The following is a 17229-nucleotide window of genomic DNA, read 5'->3' as shown; positions in this document are numbered from 1 at the left end:
TCGGTGATGTCCGGGCGCTTGCGCGTCCGTGCGAAACCGGCCCATGCGCGTGATCGCGCACGTTATTAGACCGGTCGCCTAGACCTTCGCCGCATCAAGCGGCCCTCTTTGCTGCGCCCGGCAAGCGGCGCTGTCTCTGTCTCGATGGATTGGGTTCGCGGCGCGGCGCTACGATGGCGCCGCTGCGCGTTCGATCACGTCGCGGGCGGCAGGTTCAACAAGGCGAGCGTCGTCGCCATCGCCGAATCGAGCGGGCTGCGGTCGCGGCGGATTTTTTCCATCAGCGTCGCGCCCAGCCAGAGTTCGTAGAGCGTCGCCGCCGTGCCCGAGGCGTTGCGCACGCCTTCGAGCGAACCGTCCGCGAGGCCTTCGTCGATACAGGCCGCGATACGCGCGATGATTTCGTCGGTGCCGCGGCGCAGGACCGCGCGCATCGGCTCCGAGAGGTCGCTGACTTCGGCGCCCAGCTTCACCGCGAGGCATTTGCCGTCGGGGCCGTCCGCGCACTGCATCGCGCGCCATTCCTCGAAGTAGCGCATCAGGCGCTCGCGCGCCGTGCCGGGCGCGCGCACGAGCTGCGCCTCCAGGCGTTCTGCATACTCGGAGAAATAGAACGTCAGCAAGGCTTCGCCGAACGACTCTTTCGAACCGAAATAGTGATAGAACGACCCTTTGGGCACGCCGGCCGCCGCGAGGATCTCGTTGAGACCGACGGCCGAAAAGCCCTTGCCCAGCAAAATGGGCATGGCGGTATCGAGGATGTGTTGCCGCACTTCCGCGGCTGGCGCTGCATTCATGGGAGGGCATGTTACAGGCCGATTAGACCAGTCGTCTAGGCTTCTCCCGATGGCCAACGTGGTTATAGCGCCGGTCTGCCGCACCGGGTTGCAACGCCTGGTTGCTACACATTACGCAGTCGAGTCACACGAATGTTTCCGATCGGAAACCCTCTCCTCCCGCACACTCAATCTGGAGCGTAGACCCATGACGACACGCACCCTGCTCTGCTACGGCGATTCCAACACGCACGGCACCAAGCCGCTCAATCTCCCCGGCGTGCTCGAACGCTTCGGCCCCGCCGACCGCTGGCCCGGCGTGCTGGCCGAGACGCTCGGCGGCGGCTGGAAAATCATCGAGGAAGGCTTGCCCGCGCGCACCACCGTGCACGACGACCCGATCGAGGGCCGCCACAAGAACGGCCTCGCCTATTTGCGGCCATGCCTCGAAAGCCAGTTGCCCGTCGACGTGGTCGTGCTGATGCTCGGCACCAACGACCTCAAGACGCGCTTCTCGGTCACGCCCGCCGACATCGCCAATTCGGTCGACGTCCTGCTCGACACGCTGCTGGCCTGCCGCGCGGGTCCGGGCGGCGCTACCCCGCACGTGCTGCTGATGGCGCCGGTGCCGATCGAGGAAGTGGGTTTTCTCGGCGCGATCTTCACGGGCGGCGCGGCGAAATCGCGGCTGCTCGCGCCGCTTTACGAGCGCGTCGCGGTGAAGTACGGCTCGGCGTTCCTCGACGCGGGCGAGTTCGCCACGGTCAGCCCGACCGACGGCATCCACTACGAAGCCGATCAGCATCACAAACTCGGCCGCGCGGTCGCCGGGATCGTGCGGCAGCGCTTCGGCACCTGAACGCGCGACATCGCGACAGCAATCACGAATAAAACGCACGCGGGCACGCCCCAAAAGAAAAACGCCGCCGGGCGCGAGCCCAGGCGGCGTTTTGCTTGTTGACGCATCCGGCGCTGACGCCGGATGCGGTTCAAGCCGATATCGCTGATCGAACGATCAACGCGACATCATGTTCATGCTGACGTTGTGCATGACCCACAGCGTACCGACGACCACGATCAGGACCGTCAACACCGTGAAGCCGAACGCGGTCACGTTCCAGCGCTGGCCCGACGACGTGTTCATGTGCAGGAAGAACACGAGGTGAACCACGATCTGCACCACAGCCAGCACGGCGAGGCCGAGCAGCGCGGTTTCGCGCGGGAAGCCGCCATGCAGCACGAGCCAGAACGAAGCGGCCGTGAGCACCACCGCCAGGACGAAACCGGCCACGTAGCTGCCTACGCTGCCATGGCTTTCTTCTTCATGGATGGAATGAGCACTCATTTAGATCACGCTCGCAAGATAAACAAAGGAGAACACGCAGATCCAGACGATGTCCAGAAAGTGCCAGAAGAGGCTCAGGCAAGCCAGGCGGCGGATTTCACGCTCGCCCAGCACCGGTGCCTTCACGGCCTGAACCATCAGCACGATCATCCAGATCATGCCCATCGTCACGTGGATACCGTGGGTGGCAACCAGCGTGAAGAACGACGACAGGAACGCGCTGCGCTGCGGACCATTGCCTTCGGCGATCATGTTCGCGAACTCATGCAGTTCGAAGTACAGGAACGTCGCGCCGAGCAGGAAGGTGATCGCCAGCCAGACCAGCACTTGACCCTTGCGCTGCTTGTGCGCGCCGATCATCGCAAAGCCGTACGTAATGGACGACAGCAGCAGCACTGCCGTTTCCATCGCGACGCCCTGGATGTCGAACAGGTCCTTGCCCGTCGGGCCGCCTGCGAACTGATTCTGCATCACGGCGAACACTGCGAACAGCGTGCCGAACAGAATACAGTCGGTCATCAGGTACAGCCAGAAACCGAACACCGAGTGTGACGGCGGGTGATCGTGGTGATCGTGCTCCGCGAGTGCGGCCGCACCAGTTTTCGTCAACATCAGTTGGCCTCCAGTGCTTCTTCAACCTTGCCACCGCGCTGCTTGTCAGCAAACGCCTTGACCAGTGCGCGACTACGCGCTTCTTCGTCTGCCCGAACCTTGGCGGCCGGGATGTAATAGCCTTCGTTCTTCTGGAAGCTATAAGCGATGGCCGTGCCGAGAATACCGACGAAGCCGACGATCATGAGCCACCAGATGTGCCAGATGCCAGCAAAGCCGAGCACCAGGCTGAAGAAACCGATGAACAGACCTGCGCTCGTGTTCGAGGGCATGTGGATATCGGTGTAATGCGTGTTCGCGACGTCCGGCGTTTCGCGGCCCGTTTCCTTCAGGTGCTGGAATTCATCGAGTTCCGACACGTTCGGGATAACCGGGAAGTTGTAGACCGGCGGCGGCGACGACATCGACCATTCCAGCGTACGGCCACCCCACGGATCGCCCGTCAGGTCGCGGTTTTCCGGCAGGTTGCGGTCGCGGATCGACACGTACAGCTGCATCAGCTGGTGAGCGATACCGATTGCCACGAGCACGGCGCCAACCCAGGCGATGATCATCCACGGATGCCATGCCGGATTGTCGTAGTGGTTCAGACGACGCGTTGCGCCCATGAAGCCCAGCACGTACAGCGGCGTGAAGGCAACGTAGAAGCCCACGAGCCAGAACCAGAACGCGCGCTTGCCCAGCTTTTCGTTCAGCTTGAAGCCGAACGCCTTCGGGAACCAGTAGTTGAAGCCGGCCAGGTAGCCGAACAGCACGCCGCCGATGATCACGTTGTGGAAGTGAGCAATCAGGAACAGCGAGTTGTGCAGCACGAAGTCCGCGCCCGGGATCGCCATCATCACGCCGGTCATGCCGCCGATGGTGAAGGTGACCATGAAGCCGAGCGTCCACAGCACCGACGAGTTGAACTCGAGGCGACCGCGGTAGATCGTGAACAGCCAGTTGAAGATCTTCACGCCCGTCGGGATCGAGATGATCATCGTGGCGATACCGAAGAACGCGTTGACGTCGGCGCCCGAACCCATCGTGAAGAAGTGGTGCAGCCAGACAACGAATGCCAGCACCATGATCGCGCAGGTTGCGTACACCATCGCCTTGTAGCCGAACAGCGGCTTCTTGGCGTAGGTCGCCACGACTTCCGAGAAGATACCGAACGCCGGCAGGATCAGGATGTACACCTCGGGGTGACCCCATGCCCAGATCAGGTTCAGGTACAGCATGGCGTTGCCGCCGCCGTCATTCGTGAAGAAGTGCGTACCGATGTAACGGTCCAGACCGAGCAGCGCGAGCGTGACGGTCAGGATCGGGAACGCAGCCATGATCAGCACGTTCGTGCACAGCGCCGTCCACGTGAACACCGGCATCTTCATCAGCGTCATGCCAGGAGCACGCATCTTGATGATGGTGACGAAGAAGTTCACGCCGGTCAGCAGCGTGCCGACACCCGAGATCTGCAGCGCCCACAGGTAGTAGTCGACCCCGACGCCTGGACTGTATGCCAGCTCCGAAAGCGGCGGATACGCGAGCCAGCCCGTCATGGCGAATTCACCGACGACCAGCGAGATCATCAGCAGGATTGCGCCAACGGCGGTCATCCAGAACGACAGCGAGTTCAGGAACGGGAACGCGACGTCGCGTGCACCGATCTGCAGCGGCACCACGATGTTCATCAGGCCAACCATGAAAGCCATGGCCATGAAGAAGATCATGATCACGCCGTGAGCCGTGAAGATCTGGTCGTAGTGGTGCGGCGGCAGATAGCCCGGCGCGTTGTACGCGAGAGCCAGCTGGGTACGCATCATGATTGCGTCGGCGAAGCCGCGCAGCAGCATGATGAGGGCGAGAACGATGTACATCACGCCCAGACGCTTGTGGTCGACGCTCGTCAGCCACTCCGTCCACAGATATTTCCACTTACCGAGGTAAGTGATGCCACCGAGCACGAATGCGCCGATGAGTGCCATGCCGATCATCGTGCCGAGAATAATCGGCTCGTGATACGGAATGGCGTCCAGTGTAAGTTTTCCGAACATGCTTGGATTACCCCTTGGTCACGCAGGACGGGTCACTGAAATTCGTGACGTGGCCGTTGTTGTACTTCGCGATGATGTTGTTGAAGAGCTTCGGATCCACCGTCGAGAAGTACTCAACCGGCGCCTTTTCGCTCGGCTGCGCGACCGTCGCGTACTGGTCCATCGAAAGCTGCGTCGAGGACGCCTTGACCTTCTGAACCCACGCGTCGAAGTCTTGCTGGCTCGTGGCGAGCGTGCGGAACTTCATGTCCGAGAAACCCTTGCCGCTGAAGTTCGCCGAAAGGCCGGCGTAATCACCAGCTTGATCGGCGATCAGGTGCAGACGGGTCTGCATGCCTGCCATCGCGTAGACCTGGGTGCCCAGCTGCGGGATGAAGAACGAGTTCATCACCGAATCCGACGTGATGCTGAAGTTCACCGGCGTGCCGACCGGCACTGCCAGCTGGTTCACCGTCGCGATACCCAGATCCGGATAGATGAACAGCCACTTCCAGTCGAGCGCCACAACTTCGACGTTGATCGGCTTGACGTTCGATTCGAGCGGCTTGTACGGGTCGAGCTCGTGCGTGGTCTTCCACGTGAGCACGGCGAGGAACAGGATGATCAGCGAGGGGACCGTCCAGACGACGATTTCAATCGCCGTCGAGTGCGACCATTTCGGTGCGTAGGTGGCGCTGCGGTTGGAAGCGCGGTAGCGGTACGCGAACCACAGCGTCAGGATGATCACGGGGACCACCACAATCAGCATGGCCCAGGTGGAGGTCGCGATCAGCGACTTTTCCGCCATGCCCACGCTCCCTTTGGGGTCGAGGACTTCCAGATTGCAGCCGGAAAGACACATGGCCAATCCGGCGCTGACGGGAAGCAATAACCTTTGAAAGGTTGTTCTTTTCATCACGTTTGCCTGAATTTCATTCATTGAATAGTTCCGGGCACTACCCCTGACATCACGCAAAGGAAGCGCGACCGCATCATACAGCCGCTTTGATCAATAACAATCAATGAATGTTGAAAATGATCTTTGTCAAAACAAAAGTGAGACACTTTGTCACATGTGTTCGCGAGGTTCGTCGCGCCTCATCAACACACGCACGTCATGCCCTGCCCTCATTTCAACGCAGACTCGCCGCGGCTTTTTTTCCGAATTGAGAGATTCGGAAACTCTTGAACGCACACGCGCGCCGTGCCGCGAACACTCGCGGGACGGCGCGCGCTTGCGTCGTCATTCTTTAACTACAGTGAACGTGCTGCTTACGTCGGCGAACGCTCGGTGAGCGAAACAGCACGAACGTCCGCACCCGCCGAACCGGCGCGCACGGCATCCGTGCTCGCGTTGGCGGCTTCGTCGGTCGGCTGCTTGGTGCGGCCGGCCTGCGCCACGAGGTTCGCGGCCGACAGCTCGATCGCGTCGGTCATGGGCTTCGGATAGATGCCCACCGCCAGCACCAGCGCGGCCAGCGAGGCGAAGATCAGCGTTTCGCGGCGGCCGATGTCGGTCAGCTTCGCGACGCCCTTGTTCGCCACCGCGCCGAAGATCACGCGCTTGTACATCCACAGCGTGTACGCGGCGCTCAGCACGACCGTGGTCGTGGCGATCGCGCCGATCCAGAAGTTCACGCGGATCGCGCCCACGATGACCATGAACTCGCCCACGAAGCCCGAGGTGCCCGGCAGGCCGACGTTGGCCATGCAGAACAGCATCATGAAGGCCGCATAGCGCGGCATCACGTTGACGACGCCGCCGTAGGCCGCGATCGTGCGCGTCTTGGTGCGGTCGAACAGCACGCCGACCGACAGCAGCAGCGCGCCCGAGACGAAGCCGTACGAGATCATCTGGACGATCGCGCCTTCGGTGCCGATCTGGTTGAAGAGGAACAGGCCGAGCGTGACGAGACCCATGTGGGCGACCGTCGAGTACGCGAGCAGCTTGGTCATGTCGGTCTGCGCGAGCGCGAGCAGGCTCGAGTACACCACCGCCACCAGCGACATCGTGATGATCACGGGCGCGAAGAAGTGCGCGGCGTCCGGCGTGATCGGCAGCGTGAAGCGCAGGAAGCCGTAGCCGCCGAGCTTGAGCATCGCCATCAGCACGGTCGCGCCGGTGGGCGCTTCGAGGTGGACGTCGGGCAGCCAGGTGTGGAACGGCCACATCGGCACCTTGACCGCGAAGGCCGCGAAGAAGCCGATGAACACCAGCAGCTGCGGCACGAAGCCGAGCGCCGTGAGGTTATGCCACGCCGACATGTCGAACGTGTGCGACTGGCTGTACAGGTACAGCATCGACAGCAGCATCAGCAGCGAGCCGCCGAACGAGAAGAAGAAGAACTTGACCGCGGCGTACGTGCGGCGCGCATGGCCCCACGTGCCGATCAGCAGGTACAGCGGAATCAGCGTGGCTTCGAAGAACACGAAGAACAGCATGCCGTCCGTCGCCGCGAAGGTGCCGACCATCAGGCCCGAGAGGATCAGGAACGCGCCGAAGTACTGGGCGACGCGCACGGTGATCGACTCCCACGAGGCGATCACGATCACCAGCGTCGTGAACGCGGTGAGCACGACCAGCCACATCGAAATGCCATCGATCCCCAGACGCCAGGCCACGCCGAACTCGGGCAGCCAGTTGCGGAACTCGACGAACTGCATGCCGGCTTGATGGTTGTCGAAGCCGCTGATGAGCGGCAGCGTCAGCAGCAGACCGACGATGGAGCCGATCAGCGAAAGCCAGCGCGCGCGCTGCGGATGACGATCCGACCCGAGGCGCAGCACAGCCACGCCGAACAGGATGGGAATCCAGATCGCCAGACTCAGAAATGGAACGGATTGCATTTCAACAGGACCTTAAAAATGCGGAGCAAATAGCTTCGTCAGCGCGCCGCCCGGGCGCAAGCAATTTGAAAGATTGACGCGGGGTGAAAATCGAACCGGGCCGGCTGTAATGTATTTGTCAGCTGAGCGGCGAAATGCAACACACGTTCAAGGGTTAACGAGCGTAAACGGAATACGGAACTTTTGCAGCGCAACAATGCGAGCCGGATCGAAGATTGATACAAGTCATTGTTTTTATTCGAGTTTATACTACGAAGAAAAACAACGAAACGGTCGCTCAAGGCCGTTTTTCACTCCGAAATCACCCGTTTCGACCTCGCAAGGCCCGTCAGGCGCGGCATGCTGTCGCGCAGCGCGGGCTGAATAATACATTACTTGTATCTTTCGTTTCAATTACTTAGACGCGCGAGCCCCACCCTCACGCTCGCCGAAAACCGCATCCGGCCCCGTCTTCCGGGCAGTTGTCGGACGCTTGTCGGACGCTTGCGCAGCGCAAAAAAAAGCCCCGGCCGTATGCGGGCAGGGGCGAAACTCTCACGATGCGCCAGCGACGCTGGAACACGCATGGACCCACTGTAGCGGGTTGCGGCCCCCGAATTAAGCGGGCCGCCTGGAAGAGTCCTTTCCGTGCGTGCGCAATCCAGCGAAGCTCGGACGCCATGCGCATTAAATATCAAATGAGAATCATTTGCATTTGATAAAAAATTGCCGCATCATGGAGCCCATGCCGGCGAGACCGGCACCGAATGCTGTGAGCGCGGAGCGTCCGCGCCACGCTTGACCGTTCGCCGGAGGCCCCATGAACTACACCGCCCCGTTCACGAGAAACGACACCCTGATCGACGATACCTTCGTCCATCATCCCGACACCGCCGAGCAAACCGTGCTGCGCGCCGTGCGCACCTGGCTGCGCCCGCATTGCGACGCCTACGGCAAGGACGAAAGCTGGCGCGGCGTGCTGGCCGACGCCGGCCTCGCCGTCGACGGCATCGGCCACTTCGACCTGCTGATGGGCACGCTGTGCCGCGCCTCGTGCCGCCCGCTCGACACGCGCTGCCGCTGCGCCTCGGAGCTGGCCAAAGACGAAGGCTCGCTGCTCCAGGTGATCGCGCTGCTGCAATCGACGCGCAGCGAAGCCGCCGTGCAGCTGCTCAACGACTGGCTGCCGATGCCGAGCGTGAGCGGCATGCTCAAGACCGCGCGCTGGTTCGCGATCGCCCTGCTCGACGCGGGCGTGCAACTGAGCGACCGCGCGCGCCGCGTGACTTATATGCACTGACTCGATGCACGGCCCCGCCGGCGCGCCAGAAGCGCCGGCCCTGCGCGCCCGGCCCGGACACCGGCCGCGGGGTATGAGCTCATAACGAAAAACGATTTGGGCGCGCGCGCCGCCACCGGTAGCATCTGCGCCTTCGTCCGGCATTGCGCCGCCCGCCGTTTTCGTTGTTCCTCGTAGCCGCTTCGCATGTCCGCCTCGTCCGCTTCCGCTTCTCCTTCCTCCTCGTCCGCCGGCCGGCCGCTCATCCGCAGCGCCGCCGACGTCTCGCGGCTCGTCAACGCAGGCGGCGCGCCCGGCAGCAACGCGCGCATCGTCGTCGCGATCGCGCTGGGCGGCGTGTTCCTCGACGCCTACGACCTGGGCGCCCTCGCCTTCGGCCTCAAGGACGTCGCGCGCGAATTCTCGCTGACGCCCGCCGGCACCGGCTTCGTGGCCTCGGCGATCACCTTCGGCGCGATCGTCGGCGCGTTCCTCGGCGGCTTCCTGACCGACCGCATCGGCCGCTACCGCGTGTTCATGGCCGACATGTTCTTCTTCGTGATCGCCGCGATCGCCTGCGCGCTCGCGCCCAACGCGTGGGTGCTGGGCGGCGCGCGCTTCGTGATGGGCCTCGGCGTCGGCATCGACCTGCCCGTGGCGATGGCATTCCTCGCCGAGTTCTCGCGCCTCGCGGGACGCGGCAACAAGGCCGCGCGGGTGGCGATGTGGTGCCCTGTCTGGTACGCCGCGATCAGCGTCTCCTATCTGCTCGTGCTCGCGCTGTACTCGACGCTGCCCGCCTCGCATTCGCATCTGCTGTGGCGCCTGACGCTCGGCTTCGGCGCGGTACCCGCGCTCGTCATCATCGCGATCCGCAGCCGCTATATCAGCGAGTCGCCGGTGTGGGCCGCGAACCAGGGCGATCTCGCCGATGCCGCGCGCATCCTCAAGCGCTCCTACGGCATCGACGCCGAAGTCGCGCCCGAAGCACTGCAGGCCGCCGCCGCGAAGCCCGCGCGCGTGGCGTCGCTGAAGAATTACGGCGCGCTGATGCGCGGCGTCTACGCGCGACGCACGGCGCTCGCGACGGTGATCGGCGTGGCCTCCTCGTTCGCGTACAACGCGGTCGCGTTCGGCCTGCCCGTGATCATTTCGAGCTTTCTCGCTCAGTCGATGCTGACCACCATCCTCGCCTCGCTCGCGCTCAACCTGGGTTTTGCGTTCGTCGGCGGGCTGATCGCGGTGCGCACGGTGCCGCGCTTCGGCGCGTGGAAGATGACGGTCTGGGGCTACACGATCCAGTTCTGCGCGCTCGTGGGTCTCGCGGTTGTCGGCAAGCCCGCGACGACGCCGGAAGTCGTGAGCGCGGTCGCGCTGCTCGCCGCCTTCCTGTTCGGCCAGGGCATCGGGCCCGGCTCGCACAGCATGACGTTCGCGTCGCTCGGCTATCCGACCTCGCTGCGCGGCGTGGGCGTGGGCCTGAACCAGACGCTGATGCGCGCAAGCTCGACGGTATCGCTGTTCCTGTTCCCCGTGCTCGCCGCCGCGCTCAGCACGCGCGTGTTCTGGATCATCGCGATCGCGCCGCTCGCCGGACTCGCGGCGCTGCTCGCGGTGCGTTGGGAACCGTCGGGCTACGACGTCGATGCCGAAGATTTCGCCGATGACGCGGCCAGCACGAACGCGGTTCGCGTGGCGGAAACGGTGCAGTAAATCCGCATGAAATAAGGTTTGAAACGCGGCGCGTTCATCGCGCCGTTTTTTATTGGCAGAACATTGTTTCGGATGCCTGATCGATCAGGCAACTCACACCAGCACGCCGATTCAATCGCGACGCGTGCGCGACATCACCCGCTCACGCAGAAACCGCTGCATCGCGCGCGCCATCTTCGGATATTGTTCGCCCGGCACCGCGAACAGCACGAGCGCGCACAGCGCAAGCACGCCGCAAAACAGGAACGTGCCGCGATAACCGAAAGCCTGCACGAGCATGCCCGACAGCACGCCCGAGAGAATCGAACCGAGCCGCGACGCATTGAAGAACAGCGCCGTCGCGCGCCCCGGCGATTCGGGCATCAGATCCTGCACGTAAGTCATGCCGAGACATGAGGTCACGGCGACCACGAAGGCGTTGAGAATCTGCATCGGGATGAGCGCGTTCACGCCAGGCGCCGCCGCCATCGACGCGAAGTAGACCGCGTGCACCACCGCGCAGGCCGCGAGCCAGTTCGGCTTGTTGAGCTTCGACGCCTTCGCGCCCAGCGCGAGCATCATCGGGATCTCCATGAACGCGCCGAGACCGAGCATGATCGAGACGTCGATGCGCGTGCCGTCCAGCCCGTGCACGATGTAGAGCGGCAGCACGATCATCGTCGCGTTGGCCGCGAGACCGATCAGCGTGAGCGCCACGACGGCGCGCATGATGTCCTTCTGCGTGGCCTCGGGCGTACTCGGATGCACGCGCTGCGTCACGGCGGGCTGCACTTCGGCCTGCGTGAGCGGCTGGCCCTCGTACGGCGCGATGGCCTCCTCGGCGATTTCCTGCGCCACCTCCTGCGCCGTGGGCCGCGTCATCAGATGCTGGGTGGCGTGCTCGTCGGCGCGCGGCTCGCGCATGCGCCAGACGATGAAACCGCACGCCGCGAAGCTCGCCGCCGCGAACAGAAAGAGGCCGTAGAAGCTCGTGGCCGCCAGCACCAGCGCGCCCACCGCCGGGCCGAAGACCCACGCCGCCGAGAGGATCGTGCGCAGCGTCGCGCTGGCGAAGGTGCGCTCGGCGTCGTCGGCGCAGGGCAGCGCCGCGCGGCTGAACGAGAACACCAGCGACAGCGCGCAGCCGCCCGCGCCGATGAACGCGATGCCGACCACCAGCAGCAGGCGGTAGTCACGCACGATGCATAGACAGATATAGCCGAGCGTCGCCGCGCATAACGAGGCGAGCAGCAGCGGACGATGCTTGCCCGTGGCGTCGCTCCAGCGGCCGGCCGCCGTGCTGGCGATCACGCCGCTCATGGCGATCGTCGTCATGAACAGGCCGAGCCGCAGGGGTGTCATACCCGCGCGCTCGACGCCGAACAGCGAGAGATAAGGCGCGGTGAACGACATCGCCACGCCGAGCATCAGGGTGGCGCCGGCAAGCGGCAGGAAACCGGGGATATGCAGGAGACCGACAAAGCGCGAGTTCTTGAGCACGGCGCGATGGAGAGTGGCGAGGGAAAGGCCGCGACGCGCGGGGTGCGTCGTCAGGCGTATCGAACGAGATTATCGGGTGGAATCGCGGATGCGCGCAACTCGGGTGTTACCGATATCAGAGTTTGGGTGGGTTGATGGGAGCGAGCAAGTTGAAATATTTGCAAACATGCATTTAGACAAGGTTGTTTTTTACAAATCTCTTGCCTGCCCCGGTGGCGGGCTGTCACCTATCACCGGGACTATGCGTGCTCAGCGATTAGAACCAGCGACCGCCGCGTACATACTTCAGCCAGAACAAACAGCCGACACCGATTGTCCCGGCCGCAACCGTTGTCAGGAAAATGGGAACGATGGCGGTAGCAGTGATCGACAGGACGCTGCAAACAATCAGTACACCGCAACAAACCAGAAATACCAACCCGGGTGTCAGGCGCATGGCGAACCTCGCTCGTGGGGAGAAAACGGAAAGCTTAGAACCACGGGCTATCGCGATATTGACCGCTATCGAGTTTCAGGCTCCCCGGCGTTGACTTCCGTTCATAGCGCTCCATCCGCACCCTACGCAGTGCCTGGCAATCGGAAGTTTTGAGATCGGGTTACGCTTGAAGACCACTTGCACAGGAGGCAAAGATGCTTATCAAGGCGTGGCGTGGTCAGGAGCGGTGCTGGAAGGTATGGTGGCTCATGGGACTCCCCTATGGCCTCATCGCCGGATTCATCCTGCGCGCGTGCGTGCAGGCCGAGGTATCCACGCTCATGTTGCTGGCCGTGGTCATGCTTTACGCCGCCGGGCTGTTTTTGTGGATGGTCTGTGCCTGGCGGTGTGCGCCGAATGTCAAAACGTCGGTTTGGACGCCAACGTCGCGCATGCTGATCGTTCTGCAAACGGTCGCGCTCGTCTGGCAGGCGGCTGACGCCTGAGGCCCTGGTCGCCTTCCGGCGGCAATGCCGGAAGGCTCGCGCAGAGAGATAGCTCGTCCCCACCGTGACTATCTGCGCAAATGCTCACCACCCCGCACACCACCAATCAAAGTTCCATATCGCTTTTGCTGGCAAGGATAAAAGTAAATTCTTCGCGATATCGCGCACGTCCGGCCCACAAGACTTTACTGGCTGCATGAGGGGAAAATTCGATCCCATCGGCTCCCAACGTACATTCCCCCGCGTTTCCGCGCACGTTGCGCTGCGGAGAAACCACTGCTCCCCCACGCCCCGATGTTAGGGAGATCACACGGTGTGATTTTCGTGGCTCAATGAAGCGCACGTGAATCCGGTGCCGACCGCAGCGGCGACGGCCTGAGCGAGTCGGGTATCTCCAGCGCGGTCAGCCGCATGGCCCTTTCCGTCGGGTCTGCGAGCAGCACCAGGCCACCCACATAAACGACGCAGTTGGGGATTTCACCGACCAGTCTGTGCATCCACGCGGTACTGATGACGGCGACCGTAGGCGCACAGCCGTGCTTCGCCTCGAACGCCGGCACCATCGACGCAAGCTCGCTGTGCAACTCGTTGAGCATTTCAATGTTCATTGCCTGCTGCTCTCCCGCATTTTGTGTACGAGCTGTTCCACATACCGCTCCGGTTCGAAGCGCATCCCGACGATCGGCTCGCCGCTGGGCGACTCGCCGAGCCAGCTCGACCATCCGATCTGCTGGGTGCCGCCAAGGATCGCCGGTGTCGCTTCGTTGGGCCTGATCCGCAGTTCGAGTACCCACTCATACTCCAGGCCCATATAGCTGCGCACCAGTGCGACCAGCCGCAGCAGGTCGTCCCCCTGCGGCGTGAAGCGGTGATACGTCTGAATGTCCAGCGGCCCGAGGATGAGACAGAACCGCTGCGTTCTGCTCGGTACACACTCACCGAGGATTGCGCCGCCGCCGAGCGTCGCGGACCTGCGCTCCTCTCCCGACCGGCATTGAAGCTCGGGCGGCAGCACCGGCCAGTACAGCGCCCATTCCTCCATGCTGACCGGAACGCTGAAGTGATGGGCAATCCAGTTACACAGTCCCTCGCTATTACGCGACTCGCTCACAAGGAGCGGGGTTGCCGCGAGCCGTGCATGCGCAGGCAGCGATACCGTTCGGCCACGTCTGGGCGACAGGCCTGAAGCACAGCCCACGTAGAACGAAAACCGGTCATGCGTGGGGCGGTCGAGGTTCGCTGTCGCCTGCCCCACCGCCCAGGCGCGATACAGGATCGTCAGCGAGCGGTGATGGAAGATATCGAGAAAGTTACTGAGCGTGGCGTCCCCGCGATGTTCCTCACGCTCGCGTGCAATCTCGGTGACATGGATCGGCAACGGCCCGTTGGGTCCGAGCATGCCCAGGCCGTAAAGCCGGATATGCAGTCTGCCGTTCCTGATCTTTGCTTCCGCCACTTCGCTCGGCGCGAAGATCAGGCTCGGTTTCTGGCCGACGCGAAACGGTTCCGCGTGCGGACGCATGGCTGTGCCGACTGGATCGATAGCCGGATTTGCGCCGATGCGGCGCATGAGGGCAAGGAAACCGTGGTTCCACGGTGAGGCAAGCAGCCCATCGATCAGTTGTGCTGACAGTCCGGTGCGTTGTGCTACCTGTTCCATTGATTCGTTCCCGGTTGATGATAGGGCCGCACGAGCGGCCCCGATGTTCAGATGAGGCTCGATATCAGACTGCACCCACACGTGGCGTGATGGCCGTGGCGAGCGACTGGGATACCGTGGTCGCTAATTTCCTCATCACCTTCCAGGATAACGTTCGGTTGTATCTGTGGATGCAGAGGACATTCAATTAGGTCGCCCTTACGGGCGACTGGCTTGCCGTCGTAGTCCATCGTGCTTGAACCAGTCACGACCGCGCCGCCGTGGTCGGTCGTGTCACCGAGTCGAATCAGATCCATGTACTACTCCTGTGCGTGCGTCTTGAGGTATGCAGCGAAAGCTCGCGTTTCCTCGGGCGTCGAGGGATAGTCTCTGGGAATAACAATTTCTTTATTAATCGCGAAGAACTCCAAGCCATCGCTTAGTTCTTTGGGCTCCAGGACATCGCGAATAACGAAAGAGGCACCGACTGAATATGTTCCGCTCTTAATTTCGCCATCGGGAAACGCCCAGAATCGCACAGCATGTTCCTGCATCGAGGGAATACAAATTTCCGCACCAGGATCATTGGACATGGGAATCATGTTTGAACCACCGAACTCCCGTGTCCGAAAACTCTGCCCGAGACCTTTCCCATTTGTGCCCTTGCGTATCGCACTAATCCGAACAAAAGATGAACCTGACATTGGGTTATAGTGCCCCTCCCAAGTTGAAGGACTTTTTAAACATATACGTTCGCGACCAGAATTTTTTAACGTCACATCGACAATTAATCGCCCATCGCCTGTGCTCAAATTTATGCTTGCGTCTAACTTGGCTAGCTTTTCTCCCTTGGCATAGAACGCTCTGACATACTTATCGATCAAAGGAGCCGGGGTAAAACCCGGATACTTCTTGCTCTCCCTCAGAACATCCTCAAGCCCTGCGCTTTCGCTATTCGTCAGCGTGCCCACAAAGACTCCTGCGCCCGGCATCCCAGGGTCCATGACATCACCACGCATTATCAGCGTGTACGAACCACTTGAAATCCGCAAATCAGTGAGGGCATCTTCGCCCTGAATATAACCACGTGTAGTGAAAGATACATCAGCTGCGTCTGACATATTCGAAAAGCCCAGAGTAAAATGTATAACAAGCAATAATTTCCTGACAACTCTATATTTATTGCATTTTGATCGCATAATTAGGCCCCCTTCCACGTGTATTGATTGACCTCGCCAAACCACTTGCATATCTGTGAAAGATAGTACTTGGGAAGTTTTGGTATCGAGTTGCCATACACGCCACTACCCATGAGTGTATCCGGAGTACATCCTTGCCAAACATCAGTGCGTGGATTGCTTTGCGCCAACGTCAATTTCAAGTGGCGAGATTGATCTATATAATCCTTATGCACCGCACCAGCATCCCAATAATATTCATCCGGAAACCCAAACAAATGCCCAACCTCGTGAGCATGAACATACTCTTGAGTCTGAGGATAATCATGCTCAACGTTGTTTCCATCGAGATACGTGACCTTCTCCCCCCAGCTCCCAGCATCTGCGCGTAGTGCTTTCGGATAAAGATGTACAGTTGCATGAGCAATCCCACCTGGATCATCAGTCAAAAATTCAACAATAAATTTGACCGGTATTCGACATTGGCAAGCGTTACCCTTTGGGCAATCTGCCGTCGTAATTTTATGACTCCGATCATTAAAAACTCGCTCGATTTTTGTTTTTGCGCTCATCAAAAATCCACTTATAGCCTGAACTGGCCTCGGAACTCTCTGCCGCGATGGATATAAATTGGGATACTGATCCTTGTCAGCACTATATGGAACTGACACAGAAGATCCCGTTGCATCAGACTCCTTCATATCCATTGGCAAAATCAAAATCCTGACCGTGGCGATGATTTCTGTTCCTGCTTCGTCGTATCGAAACTCAGCCCTACCGGCGTACCCGGAATAGCTGACGAAAAGTTGCTGACCGCCAATCACGTAAGGGCTTCCATTTCTCTTAACTGCCCAATAATCGCCACTTTGAACATTGAGTGGCCTCATATCGGCTACGACGCTAGCTTGATGCCAAGTACAGCCTTGTTCGAGAACACCCGAAGTTCCTCCGCCGCCACCGGCAGAAGGCGAGGAGGGAGAACCTCCTGGCGCCGCGGCTGCCCCCATCGGCACAGGCGGCACCGTAGCAGTTCCCTGTTCCAGGGCAGCCATGGAATCGCAACTGAAGGTGATAGGGTGCGTCGCGAAAGCCGTTAGGCGCGGATACATGGTCGCCGCCTCGGCCTTTTTCCAGTTCGCCCCCTTTTCCAAGATCGGTCCCGGCGAGCCGTTAACGATTCCGCGACCGTTGATCTGGATGAACGAACCGCCCGCACCGAGCCAGAGTTCGTCCTTTGCGTTGATGATGATGCGGCCTTCAGAACTAGTCACTTCAACATCTCCCAGCGCCTTGAACGACATCGGCCCACCCTGTGCCTGTATCTGCACCGGCCCCTGCGCCGAGAAAAATTTCATGCCATCCCGGTAGGCAAACAGCGATATCGAACCCACCACCGACGCATACATCGAGCGCCCTGCGGACAGGCTGTAGTCTCGTCCCACTGTGATC

General features: G+C 61.2%; 16 protein-coding genes. 4 read left to right on the top strand and 12 right to left on the bottom strand.

Annotated elements, in window-relative coordinates; translation table 11 throughout:
* Positions 1-194: 194 nt before the first annotated feature.
* Positions 195-797 carry a TetR/AcrR family transcriptional regulator gene (locus U4Y88_RS32530; RefSeq protein ID WP_310631509.1) on the bottom strand — a complete coding sequence of 201 codons (603 nt, stop codon included), beginning with the start codon at positions 795-797 and terminating at the stop codon, positions 195-197.
* 187 nt (positions 798-984) lie between these two features.
* Here U4Y88_RS32530 and U4Y88_RS32525 point away from each other — a divergent pair, with 187 nt between their 5' ends.
* Complete coding sequence (locus U4Y88_RS32525; RefSeq protein ID WP_224014915.1) at positions 985-1635, top strand: SGNH/GDSL hydrolase family protein; 651 nt, start codon at positions 985-987, stop codon at positions 1633-1635.
* 156 nt (positions 1636-1791) lie between these two features.
* Here U4Y88_RS32525 and cyoD read toward each other — a convergent pair whose 3' ends face one another.
* The 5 genes from cyoD to U4Y88_RS32500 form a co-directional block, all read right to left on the bottom strand.
* Entirely contained in the window at positions 1792-2121 is a 330-nt protein-coding gene (gene cyoD / locus U4Y88_RS32520) for a cytochrome o ubiquinol oxidase subunit IV (RefSeq protein WP_310631508.1), read from the bottom strand.
* Positions 2122-2733: a cytochrome o ubiquinol oxidase subunit III gene (gene cyoC / locus U4Y88_RS32515; protein WP_224014919.1), complete on the bottom strand. Its 612-nt coding sequence runs from the start codon at positions 2731-2733 to the stop codon at positions 2122-2124.
* Positions 2733-4766: a cytochrome o ubiquinol oxidase subunit I gene (gene cyoB, locus U4Y88_RS32510; protein WP_224014921.1), complete on the bottom strand. Its 2034-nt coding sequence runs from the start codon at positions 4764-4766 to the stop codon at positions 2733-2735. Before cyoB ends, cyoC begins: the two co-directional genes overlap by 1 nt.
* 7 nt (positions 4767-4773) lie before the next feature.
* Positions 4774-5661: a ubiquinol oxidase subunit II gene (cyoA, locus tag U4Y88_RS32505; RefSeq protein WP_224015216.1), complete on the bottom strand. Its 888-nt coding sequence runs from the start codon at positions 5659-5661 to the stop codon at positions 4774-4776.
* A 356-nt stretch (positions 5662-6017) separates the two neighbouring features.
* On the bottom strand, positions 6018-7592 hold the full coding sequence (locus U4Y88_RS32500) for an NADH-quinone oxidoreductase subunit M (protein ID WP_321788960.1): 1575 nt from the start codon (positions 7590-7592) through the stop codon (positions 6018-6020).
* Positions 7593-8391: 799 nt separating this feature from the next.
* Here U4Y88_RS32500 and U4Y88_RS32495 point away from each other — a divergent pair.
* Together U4Y88_RS32495 and U4Y88_RS32490 are read left to right on the top strand one after the other, a co-directional pair.
* A complete protein-coding gene (locus U4Y88_RS32495; protein WP_224014925.1) occupies positions 8392-8871 on the top strand; it encodes a hypothetical protein in 480 nt (159 codons plus the stop codon).
* A 186-nt stretch (positions 8872-9057) separates the two neighbouring features.
* Positions 9058-10563: an MFS transporter gene (locus tag U4Y88_RS32490; protein ID WP_310633420.1), complete on the top strand. Its 1506-nt coding sequence runs from the start codon at positions 9058-9060 to the stop codon at positions 10561-10563.
* Positions 10564-10674: 111 nt separating this feature from the next.
* Here U4Y88_RS32490 and U4Y88_RS32485 read toward each other — a convergent pair whose 3' ends face one another.
* Positions 10675-12042 carry a sugar efflux transporter gene (locus tag U4Y88_RS32485; protein WP_321788958.1) on the bottom strand — a complete coding sequence of 456 codons (1368 nt, stop codon included), beginning with the start codon at positions 12040-12042 and terminating at the stop codon, positions 10675-10677.
* Between the two features lie 630 nt (positions 12043-12672).
* Here U4Y88_RS32485 and U4Y88_RS32480 point away from each other — a divergent pair.
* A complete protein-coding gene (locus tag U4Y88_RS32480; protein ID WP_321788956.1) occupies positions 12673-12963 on the top strand; it encodes a hypothetical protein in 291 nt (96 codons plus the stop codon).
* Between the two features lie 329 nt (positions 12964-13292).
* On the opposite strand, the gene U4Y88_RS32475 is transcribed toward U4Y88_RS32480, so the two are convergent.
* From U4Y88_RS32475 to U4Y88_RS32455, 5 genes are all read right to left on the bottom strand, one after another.
* The gene (locus tag U4Y88_RS32475) at positions 13293-13571 is read right to left on the bottom strand and encodes a hypothetical protein (protein ID WP_321788954.1); all 279 of its coding nucleotides are present in this window, start codon (positions 13569-13571) and stop codon (positions 13293-13295) included.
* On the bottom strand, positions 13568-14623 hold the full coding sequence (tssG, locus tag U4Y88_RS32470) for a type VI secretion system baseplate subunit TssG (protein ID WP_321788952.1): 1056 nt from the start codon (positions 14621-14623) through the stop codon (positions 13568-13570). The genes U4Y88_RS32475 and tssG overlap by 4 nt, the downstream gene beginning before the upstream one ends.
* Positions 14624-14670: 47 nt before the next feature.
* On the bottom strand, positions 14671-14919 hold the full coding sequence (locus tag U4Y88_RS32465; RefSeq protein WP_321788950.1) for a PAAR domain-containing protein: 249 nt from the start codon (positions 14917-14919) through the stop codon (positions 14671-14673).
* A 3-nt stretch (positions 14920-14922) separates the two neighbouring features.
* Positions 14923-15723 carry a hypothetical protein gene (locus tag U4Y88_RS32460; protein WP_321788948.1) on the bottom strand — a complete coding sequence of 267 codons (801 nt, stop codon included), beginning with the start codon at positions 15721-15723 and terminating at the stop codon, positions 14923-14925.
* An 80-nt stretch (positions 15724-15803) separates the two neighbouring features.
* Positions 15804-17229 (bottom strand): DUF2345 domain-containing protein (locus U4Y88_RS32455; RefSeq protein ID WP_321788946.1); only part of this gene is annotated, 1426 nt, incomplete at its 5' end.

The organism is Paraburkholderia sp. J94, assembly GCF_905220285.1.
GTDB lineage: Bacteria > Pseudomonadota > Gammaproteobacteria > Burkholderiales > Burkholderiaceae > Paraburkholderia > Paraburkholderia tropica_A.
This window is presented reverse-complemented; position numbering and strand designations above follow the sequence as displayed.

Coding starts and splice junctions, on each gene's coding strand:
- U4Y88_RS32530 (WP_310631509.1), bottom strand. CDS start 797: ATGAATGCAGCGCCAGCCGCGGAAGTGCGGCAACACATCCTCGATACC.
- U4Y88_RS32525 (WP_224014915.1), top strand. CDS start 985: ATGACGACACGCACCCTGCTCTGCTACGGCGATTCCAACACGCACGGC.
- cyoD (WP_310631508.1), bottom strand. CDS start 2,121: ATGAGTGCTCATTCCATCCATGAAGAAGAAAGCCATGGCAGCGTAGGC.
- cyoC (WP_224014919.1), bottom strand. CDS start 2,733: ATGTTGACGAAAACTGGTGCGGCCGCACTCGCGGAGCACGATCACCAC.
- cyoB (WP_224014921.1), bottom strand. CDS start 4,766: ATGTTCGGAAAACTTACACTGGACGCCATTCCGTATCACGAGCCGATT.
- cyoA (WP_224015216.1), bottom strand. CDS start 5,661: ATGAAAAGAACAACCTTTCAAAGGTTATTGCTTCCCGTCAGCGCCGGA.
- U4Y88_RS32500 (WP_321788960.1), bottom strand. CDS start 7,592: ATGCAATCCGTTCCATTTCTGAGTCTGGCGATCTGGATTCCCATCCTG.
- U4Y88_RS32495 (WP_224014925.1), top strand. CDS start 8,392: ATGAACTACACCGCCCCGTTCACGAGAAACGACACCCTGATCGACGAT.
- U4Y88_RS32490 (WP_310633420.1), top strand. CDS start 9,058: ATGTCCGCCTCGTCCGCTTCCGCTTCTCCTTCCTCCTCGTCCGCCGGC.
- U4Y88_RS32480 (WP_321788956.1), top strand. CDS start 12,673: ATGCTTATCAAGGCGTGGCGTGGTCAGGAGCGGTGCTGGAAGGTATGG.
- U4Y88_RS32475 (WP_321788954.1), bottom strand. CDS start 13,571: ATGAACATTGAAATGCTCAACGAGTTGCACAGCGAGCTTGCGTCGATG.
- tssG (WP_321788952.1), bottom strand. CDS start 14,623: ATGGAACAGGTAGCACAACGCACCGGACTGTCAGCACAACTGATCGAT.
- U4Y88_RS32465 (WP_321788950.1), bottom strand. CDS start 14,919: ATGGATCTGATTCGACTCGGTGACACGACCGACCACGGCGGCGCGGTC.
- U4Y88_RS32460 (WP_321788948.1), bottom strand. CDS start 15,723: ATGTCAGACGCAGCTGATGTATCTTTCACTACACGTGGTTATATTCAG.